Genomic DNA, 14,215 nt, shown 5'->3' with positions numbered 1-14,215 from the left:
GTCGGATCGACCGGGGCTACGCCCGCTCCAGGAACTCCTCCTGCTCGGCGTCGAGGTGCTCGGCGATGGCGGCCGCGAGCTCGGGGGCGTAGTGCAGGTCCGGGTCGGCCGTGACGACGCCGACCGCCTCGGTGCGCGCCTGCTCGATGAGCTTCGCGTCCTTGACCACGCGCAGCAGGCGCAGGGAGCTCGACCGACCGGACTGGGCGGCGCCGAGGACGTCCCCCTCGTCGCGCAGTTCCAGATCGGTGTTCGCGAGCTCGAAGCCGTCGGTGGTGCGCACCATCGCCTCGAGGCGCGTCCCCGCGGTGGAGTCCGGCGGCGCGTCGGAGACGAGCAGGCACAGGCCCGGGGCGGCGCCTCGCCCGACACGGCCGCGCAGCTGGTGGAGCTGGGACAGGCCGAACCGGTCGGCGTCGAGGATCACCATGACGGTCGCCTCGGGGACGTCGACGCCGACCTCGACCACGGTGGTCGACACGAGCACCGGCGTCTCGCCCGACGCGAACCGCGCCATGGCGTCGTCCTTGTCGGCGGGCGGGAGCTGCCCGTGGAGGACGCCGATCTCGACGCCCGCGAGCTGTTCGCGGCCGCGCAGCTCCTCGACGACCTCCAGCACGGCTCGCAGCGGCGCGGCGGCGGGTGGCGCGCCGGGGTCGAGGAGGGGCCCGGGCCCGCTGTCGTCGTCCCCGCCCGGCCCGGAGGCGGGAGGCGGCACCGCCTCCATCCCGTCCTCGCCGCCGCCGTCGTCGTCCGGGTGGATCCTCGGGCACACGACGTAGGCGCGACCGCCCCGGTCGACCTCCTCGCGGACCCGTGCCCACGTGCGGTCCATCCACCGTGCGTTGCCCGCCGGGACGACGTGCGTGGTCACTCCCGCACGGCCGGCGGGCACCTCGGTGAGGGACGACGTGGCCAGGTCGCCGAACACGGTCATCGCGACGGTGCGCGGGATCGGGGTGGCGGTCATGACCAGCAGGTGCGGGGCCGCACTCGCCTTGTCCCGCAACCGGTCACGCTGCTCGACCCCGAACCGGTGCTGCTCGTCCACCACGACCAGTCCGAGGTCGGCGAACCGTACGTGCTCCGACAGCAGCGCGTGGGTGCCCACGACGATCCCCGCCTCGCCGCTCGCTGCGGCGAGCAGGGCCTCCTTCTTCGCCTTCGCCCCGAGGGAGCCGGTCAGGAGAGCGACACGGGTGGCGTTCGCCGCCCCGCCCAGCATCCCGCCCTCGGCCAGCGGCCCGAGCAGGGTGCGCAGCGTGCGGGCGTGCTGGGCGGCGAGCACCTCGGTGGGCGCGAGCAGGGCCGCCTGGCCCCCGGCGTCGACCACCTGCAGCATGGCGCGCAGCGCGACCACCGTCTTGCCGGAGCCGACCTCACCCTGCAGGAGGCGTTGCATCGGCCGAGCGGTGGCGAGCTCCGCGCTGATCTCGTCGCCCACCTCCCGCTGCCCGGCCGTGAGCTCGAAGGGCAGCCGGGCGTCGAGGTCGGCGAGCAGGCTCCCCCGGGTGGCGCCGGGACCGGCGGGCGGGCGCGGCGTCGCGGGCCGCCCCGTCGCGAGCGCGCGCCGCTTGGCGAGGGCTGCCTGCAGCACGAACGCCTCCTCGAACCGCAGCCGGTGCTGTCCCGCACGGACGTCGGCCATGGTGTCGGGCCGGTGCACCCTGCGCAGCGCGGCGAGGCGTTCGGGCAGCCCTGCCCGTGCGCGCACCTCGAGCGGCACGGGATCGGGGACGTCGGCATCCGTCAGGGTGTCCAGGACGGTGCGCACGGCCTTGGCGATCTTCCAGCTGGGCACGGTGGCGGTGGCCGGGTAGATCGGGATGGGGCGGGCCGCCTCGGCGAGCATGTCCTCGTCCGAGGCCAGGTCCTCCTCGCCCATCATGAGGAACGCCGGATGCGTGAGCTGCCGCTCGCCGCGGTACAGCCCGACGGTACCGGTGAACAGGCCGGTGCTGCCCGGCACGAGCCGCTGCTCGTGCGCGTAGAGGGAGCCTCGGTGCTTGCCGAAGAACGTCAGGGAGAGCCGGTGCCTGCCGTCGGTGATGACGGCCTCCAGCAGCGCGCCCCTGCGGTTCCGCATCGACCGGACGGTGGCCTGCACGACGCGCGCCATCACGGTGACGTGCTCGCCGGCGCGCAGCAGGCTGATGTCGGTCAGACGGCCCGGATCGTCGTAACGCCGCGGGTAGTGGCCGATCAGGTCGCCCACCGTCTCCAGCCCGAGCTTCGACAGCGGGTTCTTGCCGCGCGCCTGGCCGAGAGCACGCGACAGCGGCTCGTCCAGCCGGGCCCGGGACGTCACACGCCCTCCCGGGGCGCGGTCTCGACGCCCAGGTGCACCGTCCTGCCCGGACGGCCCGTGGGCAGGGCGACCAGTTCCGCGGCGGGAGCCACCCGGGTGACCGCCGCCGCCAGTTCGTCCGCCACCGGTGCGGCGTCGTCGTCCAGGAGCGCCGTGACCACCTCCGGCCGGCGGGCGGCGTCGGCCGGGCCCACCAGCCGGGCGAGCGCCTGCCCGGCCTCACCGGCGTCCACCGGGCGGGCGACACGCAGCCCGGCCAGTGCCGATTCGGCCGCCTCCCGCGGCGTGACGCCGCCCGGAGCCGTGCCGAGGGCCGCGAGCGCCACGACGACGTGCACGTCGGTCGGTGCGTCCAGGACGATGATCTCGTCCAGGTCGCCGCCGCCACGCCCGGGGCCGGGGTCGCCGTCGAGGGACGCTCCCGCGGTGTCGCCGAGCAGGAGGGCGCGCCGGGCGCCGGTGGAGGCCGCGGCGCGCTGCACGTCGTCCGGGGTGACGGTGTCGACCGTGGCGCCGAAGCCGCCCGTGAGCAGCACGACCGCGCCGGCATGGGCGAGGTCGGCGGCCAGCGCCGGGGCGCCGGTGAGGGCGACGACGCCCCACTCGTGCGGGTCGGCCGCCTCGAGGTGCCGCACGTGGACCTGCGCGAGCGTGCCGGTGCCCGCGATCCCGGCGGCGACGTCGAGGGCGTCCGGCAGCCGGTCGGTATGGACGTGCGCCTGCCAGACCGCCGTCTCGGCCCCCGTGTCGCCGCCCACCACGACGACGGAGTCGCCGATCTCCTCGAGCCGGGAGCGCAGGCGGGGCGCGACGTGTTCGGCGCCCGCGGCACCCCGGGTCAGGACGAACATCAGTTCGAGGCCGCCCGGTCCGGTGAGGGCGGAGGCGTCCGGGGACACGGGTTCGGGCGGGACGTAGGCCGCGCCGCGGCCCGGCCGGACGATCAGGTCGAGACTCACGCGTTCCATCGTGCCCGGGCTGTCTGACACCGCCGCCGCGACGAACGCGCCGAGCACGAGGACGAGTCCGCAGGCGCCGGCATCGAGGACCCCGGCCGCGGCCAGGACCGGGTGCTCCGTCATGCTGGTGCGGGCGGCCTCGCGCGCGGCGCCGACGGCGGCACGTGCGACCGCGCCCGGGCCTCCCCCGGCGTCCTCGGCGGCCCGGCCGGCGGTCGCGGCGGCGTCGGCGGCGGTGAGGATCGTCCCGTCGGCGGGGCTGGCGACGGCCGCGCGCGCCGACCGCGCCGCCTCCTCGAGGATCGTGGCGGCGGTGGCGCCCCGGCGGGCCTCCAGCGCCGTGCCCCGCAGCCACTCGGAGAGGATGACGCCCGAGTTGCCGCGCGCTCCGAGCAGCGCGGCACGCGCCGCGGCGGCGAGCAGCTCGACACCGGTCGCGTCGTCGGGCGCCGCGCGGACGGCGTGCTCACCCTCACGCAGCGTGAGGTACAGGTTGGTGCCCGTATCGGCATCGGCCACGGGGAACACGTTGACCCGGTCGAGGGCGGCCCGTTCCCGGCGCAGCGCGTCCGTCGCACCACGGACCCATCTGCGCACGAGACCCGCGTCGATCTCCGTCACCCCTGCCCTCCGTCGGTTCGGTCCGCTGCGCCCATCCGGCATCTCCTCACGTCCCGCTCCGGCCCGCGCTCCGCTCCCCGGCCACGCCGCGTGGCCGGTCCGCGGTGGCGCGGCGTGCCCGGTCCGCGGGCGCGCCGGCATCCACCGTACCGGCGCGGGTGGTCGCGGCGCGGAGCGACCCACGGCCGGAGCACGCGGTCCGGTGTGACGCATTCCCGCTCGCGGGACACCGGTACGGTTTGAGCGCCGAAGTACGGATCGGGTACGCTCTTGTGATTGTCCGACGGCGTCCGCGGGTCCGGAGTACCGGATCGGTGGCCGGAGGGCAGATCCCTTCAACGACCACTCACCACGTCCTGCTCGTGTGCACGGACGTGCACGACACTCAGGAGACTCCGTGGCTGCCAACTGCGACGTCTGCGGCAAGGGCCCGGGCTTCGGGCACAACGTCTCGCACTCCCACGTGCGGACCAAGCGCCGCTGGAACCCGAACATCCAGCGCGTCCGTGCCGTGGTGAACGGCACCCCGAAGCGCGTCAACGTCTGCACCTCGTGCCTCAAGGCCGGCAAGGTGCAGCGCCGCGTCTCGGCCTGACGCCCAGCATCCGTATCTCGACGCCCGCCCGCGGCTCCGGCCACGGGCGGGCGTCGCGCTGTCAGCGGCTTCGGCCCGGCGGGCGCGATGACCGGACTCGTCGGGCCGCCCCCGCGCGGCACCGCACGGCCTGCCGCGCCGCCACGTCTCCGTCTCCGCGCCCCCAGATCTGCGCATAGGCTGTGGCTGGACGCCGTCCCCGGCTTGTCGCACGGCGCTTGTTGCACGCACGATCCCGACGGTGAAAAGGTGAGGTCCATGGCGGCTCAGCTCGACGAGGTGTCCATCCGCCCCGCGAGGGCCGAGGACGCCGACGACATCGCCCGCGTCGACATCGCGTCGTGGCGGGGAGCGTACTCCGAGATCCTTCCCGGCTCGTACCTGTCCTCGCTCGACGCGGAGGAACGCGCCGCCCTGTGGCGGGACGCCGTCGCCGCCGAGGGCACCCGCATCCTCGTCGCGGAGACCGGCGGGGGCACGGTCGGGTTCACGAGCGTCGGACCGTCGCGCGACGAGGACGCCGAGGACGGCGATCTCGAGATCTACGCCATCTACCTGCATCCGCGCGCGTGGGGCAGCGGCGTCGCCCGCGACCTGATGCGCGAGGTGCTCAACCACGTGCCCGACGGTGCGTCGGTGACGCTCTGGATCCTGCAGGAGAACGAGCGCGCCCAGCACTTCTACCGCCGCCACGGGTTCACGCCCGACGGCACCGAGCGCATCGACGAGATCGGCGGCAAGCCGCTGACGCAGCTGCGCTACCGGCGCTGACCGCGTCCCTCTCAGGCCGCCTCGGTCACCGGGACGACGCGGTCGCTCCGCTCCAGGCCGAACAGACCCAGCACCTGGACCATCATGTCGTCGAACAGTTCCTGGAAGTCGCCGTAGGCGAACGACAGGTGCCCGAACGCGGCCATGCACAGCACGCCGAAGAAGCTGCGCCAGGCGACGATCCACAGATAGCCCAGCCCCAGCGGCACCTCGATGTCCGGCGCGATCGTGCGGGAGTGCTCCACGACCTGGGCGCGCAGGTCTGCGGGGACGTCGACGTCGCGCGGCAGCCACGAGGCCGGGTCGGACTGTCGCAGGTGTGTGACGAAGGCCGGCACGTAGGCGCCGCCGATGATCCCGGCGATGTCGCGGTCCGTCTGCTCGGCGCCCTCCCTGACCTCGTGGAAGTCGGGCCCCATCAGCAGCGAGAACTCACCGGGATGAGCGATCGACCAGGAGAACACCGTGTGGGTGAGGGCGTAAAGCTGTGCGCTGACGTCGTCGGCCGGCTGCCTGTCGCGCGCCACGACCATCCGCGCGGCGAGGTTCTCGGTGACGCTGTGGTGCACGGCACGCAGCAGGTCGACGCGCCCGCCCGGGAAGTACCGGTACAGGGCCGGCGACGTGAACTTGAGCGCCTTCGCCACCGCCGCGATCGTCACGCTGCGGGTGCCGCCGGAGTGCACCATGATCTCGCGGGCGGCCTTGACCGCCTGGCGCCGGGCCTCGGCATGGCGCCCGCTCAGGACCGAGTTGTCCGCGGTCGTGTTCGTGGTGGTCACTGGCATGTCCTCTCTGCTTCGACGAGCGACACGGCACCGGCGAGGTCGATGACGAACGACGACGTGTGGTCCTCCATGACCGCGGGCGGCACCACGACCTCGACCGCGGGATCGCGGCCGTAGGTCGTGAACGACCAGGTCCCTTCGTCGTCCGTGGCCACGATCCAGTCGACCGTCGTCCCGTTCGCGCTCTCCACGCTCTGGCACTGCGCCGACGGACCGGGAGGCTCCACGCCGCACCGTAGCGTCACGGCGGCGCCGGGCGCGCCCCAAGCCGCGGTGGCCTGCGAGTTCGTGTCGACCCGCGGCAGATCCTCGGCCAGGTCGTCGGGCAGGGCCAGGACCACCGACGCGCACTCCGGGTCGGCCGCGCCCGGTGCGGCGGCCACACCGATCGTGGGTGCACAGGCGGAGGTGGCGACCAGAGCGGCCGCTGCCGGCAGCGCCGCGGTCAGTGGTGCCCTTCGGCGGAAGATCACGCCGCCACCGTACCCTGTCCGCGCCGGTCGTGGCCGGGACGTGGGTTATGCCGGCCGCGGTCCGCCCCGGTGTGCGAGCCCGGCGAGCGAGCCGGCGACATCCCTGGTCAGCGCTTCGCGCCACGGTGTATAGGGTTGTCCCCGTGACCGAGCGGGTGCGTGACGTGAACGAGGACGAGCTGCTGCGGCGCATCTTCCCTCTCCTGCCCGTCGGTGGATCGACGCAGGTCGGGCCGGGTGACGACGCCGCGATCGTGGCCGCGTCCGACGGGCGGTTCCTGGTCTCCTCCGACGTGCTCGTCGAGGACCGGCACTTCCGCATGCGCTGGTCGTCCGGGGCGGACGTCGGACACCGGGCGGCGGTCCAGAACTTCGCGGACATCGCCGCCATGGGCGGGCGCCCGACGGCGCTCGTGATCTCCCTCGTCATGCCGGGCGACACCCCCGTGGACTGGGTCGAGGACCTCGCCCGCGGACTCGCCGAGGCGTGCAAGCCGCTGCGCGCGGGCGTCGTGGGCGGGGACCTCGCGAGCGGTGAGTCGATCGTGGTGAACGTGACCGTGCACGGCACCCTGGACTGGCGCGAGCCCGTACTGCGGGCCGGCGCGCGGCCGGGCGACGTCGTCGCCCATGCGGGCGCGCGGGGCTGGTCCGCCGCCGGTCTGGCCCTGCTCGACTCCGACCTGATCCGCCCGACGCATCAGCATCCGCTCGTCAAGGCCTACCTGCGCCCGGACCCGCCTCTCGAGGCGGGCCGCCGGGCCGCGCGCGCGGGCGCGACCGCGATGCTCGACGTGTCGGACGGCTTGCTGCGCGACGCCGGGCGGATCGCCGTGGCGTCCGACGTACGGCTCGACCTGGACGAGGCCGCGTTCGACGACGACCGGCGCGCCCTGTCGGACGCCGCCCTCGTCGTCGCGCAGGCGGCTCTCCGTGCGGGTGGCGCCGGCGACCTGGTCGGCGACATCGGCCAGGCGGAGGCGGCGAACCGTCTCATGAACCAGTGGATCTGGTCGGGCGGCGAGGACCACGGGCTCCTGGCGACCTTCCCCGAGGACACGACCGTTCCGGAGGGATGGACACCGATCGGCCGGGTTCACCCGCCCGGCAAGGCCGCACCGCGCGTCACGATCGGCGGGCGGCGTCCGGTGGTGTCCGCGGGCTGGGACCACTTCGAGTCGTAGCCTGCCGCAGCCCCGCCTCACCGCACGACGTCGACCTTGTCCGGCGTACCGCCCAGGTCGCAGAACTCGTGGGCGTTCTTGAGCAGCTTCATCTCCTCGGAGAACTCGTGGCTCCGGTCGTGGTGCCCGCGCCCGACCGCCTCACGCAGCCGTTCCAGCTCGCCGTTCGTGTTGTGGGAGAAGACCCGCACGACGTATCCCGTGCTGGACTCGATCTCCAGGCACGCGAACGGCGGGCAGGGGGCGCCGCGCATGCCGTAGGCGAGCAGAGCGCCCGCCGCGACGACGAGCAGCGCGGGACCGAGCCAGAACAGCGGTTCCAGCACGCCGAACAGCAGGAAGCATGCCCAGGCGAGCGCGAACAGCACGACGACCCCCGCCGCCTGCCCCGGCCAGCCGCCGGGCATGCGGCGGCGAGGCTTGCCGATCCGGTGGATCCTCGCCCGCTCCAGGTTCCCCAGGGGGAACATGATCCCGCTGACGGTGAGGATGCCGCCGCTGACCCGTGGTGTCCACGTCGTCTCCGTCAGCCCTTCGAGCTTCCAGAACGCTGCCACGATCCCGCCCTTCTCGTTCCGTGGCGCAGGCTCGCGCCCCCGCCGTCCGCTCTCCATCTCGCGATGCGCGTCGCCTCTCCCATCGACCCCCGCCAGACCGGGCCGTGTCCCGGGAGCACGACACCGGCGTCCAGCCCCGCGAGCACGTCGAGCGACGCGTCGGCGGCAGCCGGGTCGTGGGCGAAGAACGCCGGGGACAGCTGCGGCCCGGTCAGCCGGGCCAGGGGATGTGCGGTGATGAGCGCGTCACCGGTGGCCAGCAGGCCGCCGGGCAGCATGTAGGAGGTCGACCCGGAGGTGTGGCCGGGCGTCGCCACCGGCACAGGGGCACCGGGCAGGTCCAGGGGTTCCCAGGAGTCGCCGTCGGGCAGCGGCACGGCGCCGGGCAGGGACCGGCGCCGGAGCGCCCCGGCCCGTGCCACGTCGAGCCCCCACCGCAGGGCGCGGCGCCCGCCGAGCCGCCGGACGACGTCGAGGGGCCGTGGCTGCTCGAGCTCACCGTTCGCGGCGTGCTCGGCGTCGGCCGCCGCCATGTGCACGGGCGTGCCGTACTCCCGGCGGAAGTGCCGCGCGCCGCCGAGATGGTCCGCGTGCGCGTGCGTGATCACGATCGCCCGCACGTCCCGCGGGTCGCAGCCGACCGCCACCACCGACGCGACGACGGCGGCCGTGTCGCCGCTCCAGCCCGCGTCGATCAGGGTCAGATGCCGGCCCTCGCGCAGCAGGTACCAGTTGACGTGCGTGCCGGAGCACCGGAAGACATCCGGCGCGACCCGGCTGACCACGACCATTCCAGCACCCCCTTGACCTGCAATGACATCTCAGTAAGGGTGCCATCCAGGCAATCAGGAGTAAAGGATGAATCCGGAGATCGCCGCCCGGATCCGCGGATCAGCGCAAACCGACCGGGCGCTCGAGCGCGAGCTGGATCAGTTCGTCGATGAGCTCCGGGTACGGGACACCGGACGCGTCCCACATCCGCGGGTACATGGAGAACGGGGTGAAGCCCGGCATCGTGTTGATCTCGTTGACCACGACCCGCTCGTCCGGACCAACGAACACGTCCACCCGGGACAGCCCTTCCGCACCCACCGCCTCGAAGGCCCGGATCGCGACCTCCTGGATCTCCTTGATCACGTGGTCGGGCAGGTCCGCCGGGCAGGACAGCTCGACGTCGGCCTCCGCCAGGTACTTGGCCTCGAAGTCGTAGAAGTCGTGGTCGCCGGCCGTCACCTCGATCTCGCCCGGCAGCGACGCCCGCGGGCGCGCCCCGTTCCGGCCGCCCAGCACGGCGCACTCGATCTCGCGCCCGGCGAGTCCGGCCTCGACGATCACCTTCGGGTCGTGCTCGGCCGCGGCGCGCACGGCCGCGTCCAGGTCGTCGAGCGAGTCCACGCGCGAGACGCCGAGGGACGAGCCCGCCCGGGCGGGCTTCACGAACAACGGCAGGCCGAGACCGGCCACCTCGGACAGCACCTCGTCCCTGCGGGTGTCCCACTCCCCCGGCCGGATCACCGTGTACGGGCCGATCGGCAGGCCGTGGCCGGCGAAGACCATCTTCATGAAGTGCTTGTCCATCCCGACCGCCGAGGCCAGCACGCCGGAACCGACGTACTTCACGTCGGCGAGCTCCAGAAGCCCCTGGACCGTGCCGTCCTCCCCGTACGGGCCGTGCAGCAACGGGAACACGACGTCGACCTCGCCCAGCGCGGCGGGAACCCGTCCCGCCTCGATCACCCGCACGTCGCGGGATCCGGCGCGCAGCGGCAGCACCACCTCGCCCGGAGCGGCGGGCACCTCGGGAACCTTGCCGTCGGTGATGGCCCAGCGCGCGGCCTGGCCGTCGGCCACGACCCACTGGCCGTCACGGGTGATGCCCACGGGCACCACCTCGTACTTGTCCCGGTCGATGGCCCCCAGGACACCACCCGCGGTGGCGACGGAGATGCCGTGCTCGCCCGAGCGCCCGCCGAACAGGAGCACCACGCGCGGCCGGCGGCCGGGGTCGGGCGCGGCCGCCGCGGGTTCGGGCGTGGAGGACTGGGCATCGCTGCGGTTCGACATCGGCCCTGACACTACCGGACCCGGGGCATACCGGAGGCCGCGCGGGGCGGCGGCGACCGTCCTGGCCGGCGACCCTCGGCACCGCGACGACGACGCCCTGGCGCCCGTGTCCCGGAACAGGGCAGAATCACCCGAGGCGAGCAACTGACTCCCGCTACAACGAGAGCCTGTCGAAGGAGACGTGGCGATGAGTGCGACGGATGTGTCCACGGCCCGGCCCGAGCTCGACCGGGCGCTGCGCGAACTGCGCGACGGCGCCGAGCACTGGGCCGGCCTCCCCGTCCCGGGCCGTGCCCGGGTGTTCCGTGAGGTGTTCGACGCCGTCGCGGGCACCGCGCGTGAGTGGGCCGAGACCGCGGCACGCGCGAAGGGCATCCCGGACGGTTCGGCCGCGGCCGGCGAGGAGTGGATGAGCGGCCCGTACGCCGCGCTGGAGTCCTCGGCCGCCTACGCCCGTGCGTACGAGGCGATCGCACAGGGCCGGTCCCCCGCCGACGGGCTCCCCGTGCGCGCCGCGCCCGGCGGCCGCACCGCCGTACGGGTGCTGCCGCGTACGGCCCAGGAGCGGGTCCTGTTCCACGGCTTCCGGGCCGAGGTGTGGATGCCGCCAGGCGTCTCCGCCGAGCAGGTGCGGCGTGAGGCCGGGCTGGGCGCCGGCACGGTGGGCACGAGCGGCGGCGTCGGTCTCGTGCTCGGCGCCGGGAACGTCTCGTCGATCGCGCCGCTCGACGCCTTCTACGAGCTCGTGGCGGCGGGCCGCACGTCGCTCGTGAAGCTCAACCCGACCTTCGCCGGCCTGCTCGGCGTCTACGAGAAGGCCCTCGCGCCGCTGATCCGCATCGGCGCGGTCCGCGTCGTGAACGGCGACAGCGCCGTCGGCGCCTACCTGGCCCGGCACGACGGGGTCGACAAGGTGCACGTCACCGGCTCCCGCACCACCCACGACGCCATCGTGTGGGGGCGCGGCGACGAGGCGGACCGCCGCCGGACGCAGGGCGAGCCGCGGCTGGCGGTCCCGATCACCAGTGAGCTCGGCGGCGTCTCACCGGTCATCGTGGTCCCCGGCAGATGGTCCGACGCCGATCTCCGCTTCCAGGCCGAGCACGTCGCGACGATGCGTCTGCACAACGCCGGGCACAACTGCATCGCCGGGCAGATGGTCGTGCTCAGCGACGACTGGCCGCAGCGGGACGCCTTTCTGACCCAGCTGCGCCGCGCGTTCGAACGGCTGCCCGCACGCGATCCCTGGTACCCCGGCTCGGCCCGCCGCGTCGCCGAGGCCGTCGCCGCACACGCGGGCGCGGAGACGATCAACGGCCGCGTCCTGCTGGAGTCCACGGGCGACGACCCCGCGTGCGGGACGGAGTACTTCGCGCCCGTGCTCGCCTGGACACGGCTTCCGGGAACCGGAGCGGGGTTCCTGCGCGCCGCGGTGGACTTCGCCAACGAGCGGCTCGAAGGCACGCTCGGCGCGAACGTCGTCGTCGACCCGGCGACCCGGAAAAGCATGGGTGCCACGTTCGACGACGCCCTCGCCGGGCTGCGCTACGGCACGATCGCCGTGAACGCCTGGACCGCCGTCGGATTCCTGCTGGCGGGCGCCACCTGGGGAGCCTTTCCCGGTCACACGACCGAGGACGTCGGCAGCGGGATCGGGGTCGTGCACAACGGCCACCTGCTGGCCGGACCGGAGCGCACCGTGGTGACCGGGCCGTTCCGTGACTTCCCGCGCTCCGTGGCGCGCGGTGAGCTCTCGCTCTTCCCGAAGCCACCCTGGTTCGCCGGTGCCCGCACCGCCGCGGCCACGGGTGAGCGGCTGACCCGCTACGCGGCGGCACCCTCGTGGGGGCGTCTCCTCCCCGTGCTGGTCTCGGCCTTCCGCGGCTGACCGACGCCCGCGCGGGCTCCGCCGCGGCGGGCCACGGGTGGGCCGGGGCGACGGCGGCCGACGCCACGGTCCCGTCGTACGCTCACGGCATGACCGATCAGCACCATCCCTCGCCGTCCCCCGCGACCGTCGCCGTGCACGCCGGACGGCCCGGCCGGCGGCGGGGCGGAGCGGTGAACCCACCAATTCCGCTGAACAGCACGTATGTCTCCCAGGGCGAGGTGCCGCCCGGTGAGCTCGCCTACGCGCGGGCCGACACCGACGCGTGGCACGCCTTCGAGGACGCCCTGGCCGCGCTCGAGGACGCGGCCGAGCGCGGGATCGTGTTCTCCTCCGGGATGGCCGCGATCGCCGCGGTGCTGTCGCTCGTGCCCGACGGCGGGGTCCTGGTGCTTCCGCGCCACGCCTACCAGACGACCAGCGGTTACGCGGACGACCTCGCGGCGCGCCACGGCGTCGCCGTGCGGCGGGTCGACATCGCGGACACCGACGCCGTGGTGGCCGCACTCGACGGGGCCGACCTGCTGCTGGTCGAGTCGCCGACGAACCCGATGCTGGAGGTCGCCGACCTGCCCGCGCTCCTCTCAGCGGCCCGGGAGCGCGGTGTGCGCACGGCGGTGGACAACACCTTCGCCACGCCGCTCGGGCAGCGGCCTCTCGGGAGCGGAGCCGACCTGGTGCTGCACTCCGTGTCGAAGTTCCTCGCCGGGCACTCGGACGTGATCCTGGGGGCCGTGGTCACGAACGATCCCGGTCTCGCGGCACGGATCCGCGGCCACCGCACGCTGCACGGCGCGATCGCCGGACCGTTCGAGGTGTGGCTGGCGCTGCGCGGCCTCCGCACCTTCCCGCTGCGGTTCGAACGGGCCTGCGCGAACGCGGCCGAGCTGGCCCGGCGGCTCGCCGGCCATCCGGGCGTCGCCGAGGTACGCCACCCGTCCCTGCCCGGCGACCCGGGACATGTCCGGGCGTCGGCCCACATGGACGCGTACGGGGCGATCGTCGGTGTGCGGCCGGTGTCCGACGGCGGAGCCGGTTCCGCGGCCGCGGCGGACGCCGTCGTCGGCCGCTGCAGGCTGTGGGTTCCGGCCACCTCACTGGGCGGGGTCGAGTCGCTGATCGAGCGCCGGCGACGGTGGGGCACGGAGTCGGTGACGGTGCCGGAGGACCTGCTGCGACTGAGCGTGGGCGTCGAGGACGTCGAGGACCTGTGGGCCGACCTGGACAGGGCCCTGCGTCCCGATACGCTCGGAGGATGACTCTGCGACGGAGCCTCTCGGCCGCCCTCGTCCTGCCCGCGGTCCTGGCCCTGCTGGCCGCCGGCTGCACCGGCGACGGGGAGCCGGCGGGTGCCCCGTCGGAGACCGGCACGGTCGGTGGCGGGTCGGGCGCCTCGCCGTCCGGCTCTCCGGCGAGCGACGCCCCGGGTACCGGCGCGCCGGACGACGACGGCGCGTCCGGCGACGGCGGCACCGGTGGCGGCGAGGCCGACGGCGACGGCGACGGCGGGTCCGACGAGGACACGCCCACGTCGGCGCCGCCGTTCACCGCCGACACGAGCCCCGACCGGGCCGAACCGACGGGTGTCGGAGAGACCTTCCTGACCGTCACCGACATCCGGACGGGAGTCCACGACGGATTCGACCGGGTCGTGTTCGACCTGGAGGGCACCGGGTCCGGCACGCCGGGCTGGGACGTGCGGTACGTGCCCGAGGCGCGCGACGACGGCAGTGGCCACCGTGTGGACGTGGCGGGCGACGCGATCCTCCAGGTGAGGATCTCGGGCACCGCAGCCCCGACCGACTCGGGCGTCCCCGATGCCGACCGCACCCCGATCCGGCCGGCGAGCACGGAGGCCGTCGAGGAGGTCGTGTACCGCACCTGGTTCGAGGGCTACAGCACGGCCTTCGTCGGCGTCGACGAGGCCGAGCGCCCGTTCCGCGTCTTCCTCCTGACCGACCCGGTCCGAGTGGTCCTCGACGTCCAGCACTGACGCCCCAGGGCGTC

General features: G+C 74.4%; 13 protein-coding genes. 6 read left to right on the top strand and 7 right to left on the bottom strand.

Annotation, left to right across the window (positions count from 1 at the left end; genetic code table 11):
- Positions 1-16: 16 nt before the first annotated feature.
- Positions 17-2,308 carry an ATP-dependent DNA helicase RecG gene (locus J0911_RS01145; RefSeq protein WP_207273556.1) on the bottom strand — a complete coding sequence of 764 codons (2,292 nt, stop codon included), beginning with the start codon at positions 2,306-2,308 and terminating at the stop codon, positions 17-19.
- Positions 2,305-3,888 (bottom strand): DAK2 domain-containing protein, encoded by a 1,584-nt coding sequence (locus J0911_RS01140; protein WP_307864852.1) that lies wholly within the window; start codon positions 3,886-3,888, stop codon positions 2,305-2,307. The genes J0911_RS01145 and J0911_RS01140 overlap by 4 nt, the downstream gene beginning before the upstream one ends.
- A 397-nt stretch (positions 3,889-4,285) precedes the next feature.
- Here J0911_RS01140 and rpmB point away from each other — a divergent pair, with 397 nt between their 5' ends.
- The gene (gene rpmB, locus J0911_RS01135; protein ID WP_192864674.1) at positions 4,286-4,483 is read left to right on the top strand and encodes a 50S ribosomal protein L28; all 198 of its coding nucleotides are present in this window, start codon (positions 4,286-4,288) and stop codon (positions 4,481-4,483) included.
- 258 nt (positions 4,484-4,741) lie between these two features.
- Positions 4,742-5,254, top strand: coding sequence for a GNAT family N-acetyltransferase (locus J0911_RS01130; protein WP_207273554.1), 513 nt, complete (start codon positions 4,742-4,744; stop codon positions 5,252-5,254).
- Between the two features lie 11 nt (positions 5,255-5,265).
- Here the strand turns inward: J0911_RS01130 and J0911_RS01125 are convergent, their stop codons facing one another.
- Both J0911_RS01125 and J0911_RS01120 read right to left on the bottom strand, forming a co-directional pair.
- A complete protein-coding gene (locus tag J0911_RS01125; protein ID WP_207273553.1) occupies positions 5,266-6,036 on the bottom strand; it encodes a TetR/AcrR family transcriptional regulator in 771 nt (256 codons plus the stop codon).
- Entirely contained in the window at positions 6,033-6,515 is a 483-nt protein-coding gene (locus J0911_RS01120) for a DUF3515 domain-containing protein (protein WP_307864851.1), read from the bottom strand. Before J0911_RS01120 ends, J0911_RS01125 begins: the two co-directional genes overlap by 4 nt.
- 143 nt (positions 6,516-6,658) lie before the next feature.
- On the opposite strand from J0911_RS01120, the gene J0911_RS01115 reads away from it, so the two are divergent.
- On the top strand, positions 6,659-7,699 hold the full coding sequence (locus tag J0911_RS01115; RefSeq protein WP_307864850.1) for a thiamine-phosphate kinase: 1,041 nt from the start codon (positions 6,659-6,661) through the stop codon (positions 7,697-7,699).
- 17 nt (positions 7,700-7,716) lie between these two features.
- Here the strand turns inward: J0911_RS01115 and J0911_RS01110 are convergent, their stop codons facing one another.
- From J0911_RS01110 to J0911_RS01100, 3 genes are all read right to left on the bottom strand, one after another.
- Positions 7,717-8,256: a DUF6232 family protein gene (locus tag J0911_RS01110; protein WP_207273551.1), complete on the bottom strand. Its 540-nt coding sequence runs from the start codon at positions 8,254-8,256 to the stop codon at positions 7,717-7,719.
- Positions 8,226-9,047: an MBL fold metallo-hydrolase gene (locus tag J0911_RS01105; RefSeq protein WP_207273550.1), complete on the bottom strand. Its 822-nt coding sequence runs from the start codon at positions 9,045-9,047 to the stop codon at positions 8,226-8,228. Before J0911_RS01105 ends, J0911_RS01110 begins: the two co-directional genes overlap by 31 nt.
- A 100-nt stretch (positions 9,048-9,147) precedes the next feature.
- Entirely contained in the window at positions 9,148-10,320 is a 1,173-nt protein-coding gene (locus J0911_RS01100) for a D-alanine--D-alanine ligase family protein (RefSeq protein ID WP_207273549.1), read from the bottom strand.
- Positions 10,321-10,507: 187 nt separating this feature from the next.
- Between J0911_RS01100 and J0911_RS01095 the strand changes: the two genes are divergently transcribed.
- The 3 genes from J0911_RS01095 (at position 10,508) to J0911_RS01085 (ending at position 14,201) form a co-directional block, all read left to right on the top strand.
- Positions 10,508-12,208, top strand: coding sequence for an aldehyde dehydrogenase family protein (locus tag J0911_RS01095; RefSeq protein ID WP_207273548.1), 1,701 nt, complete (start codon positions 10,508-10,510; stop codon positions 12,206-12,208).
- Positions 12,209-12,297: 89 nt separating this feature from the next.
- Positions 12,298-13,467, top strand: a complete 1,170-nt coding sequence (locus J0911_RS01090; protein ID WP_207273547.1) for a trans-sulfuration enzyme family protein — start codon at positions 12,298-12,300, stop codon at positions 13,465-13,467.
- Positions 13,464-14,201, top strand: coding sequence for an AMIN-like domain-containing (lipo)protein (locus tag J0911_RS01085; protein WP_207273546.1), 738 nt, complete (start codon positions 13,464-13,466; stop codon positions 14,199-14,201). Before J0911_RS01090 ends, J0911_RS01085 begins: the two co-directional genes overlap by 4 nt.
- Positions 14,202-14,215 lie beyond the last annotated feature (14 nt).

The sequence above is a fragment of the Myceligenerans salitolerans genome (assembly GCF_017349295.1).
GTDB classification, from domain to species: domain Bacteria; phylum Actinomycetota; class Actinomycetes; order Actinomycetales; family Cellulomonadaceae; genus Myceligenerans; species Myceligenerans salitolerans.
Note: the sequence above shows the minus strand (reverse complement) of the source record. Positions and strands in the feature narration are given on the sequence as shown.

Excerpts from the sequence above, each read along its gene's own strand:
- J0911_RS01130 (WP_207273554.1), top strand. The coding sequence starts at position 4,742 with ATGGCGGCTCAGCTCGACGAGGTGTCCATCCGCCCCGCGAGGGCCGAG.
- J0911_RS01085 (WP_207273546.1), top strand. The coding sequence starts at position 13,464 with ATGACTCTGCGACGGAGCCTCTCGGCCGCCCTCGTCCTGCCCGCGGTC.
- J0911_RS01100 (WP_207273549.1), bottom strand. The coding sequence starts at position 10,320 with ATGTCGAACCGCAGCGATGCCCAGTCCTCCACGCCCGAACCCGCGGCG.
- J0911_RS01105 (WP_207273550.1), bottom strand. The coding sequence starts at position 9,047 with ATGGTCGTGGTCAGCCGGGTCGCGCCGGATGTCTTCCGGTGCTCCGGC.
- J0911_RS01090 (WP_207273547.1), top strand. The coding sequence starts at position 12,298 with ATGACCGATCAGCACCATCCCTCGCCGTCCCCCGCGACCGTCGCCGTG.
- J0911_RS01095 (WP_207273548.1), top strand. The coding sequence starts at position 10,508 with ATGAGTGCGACGGATGTGTCCACGGCCCGGCCCGAGCTCGACCGGGCG.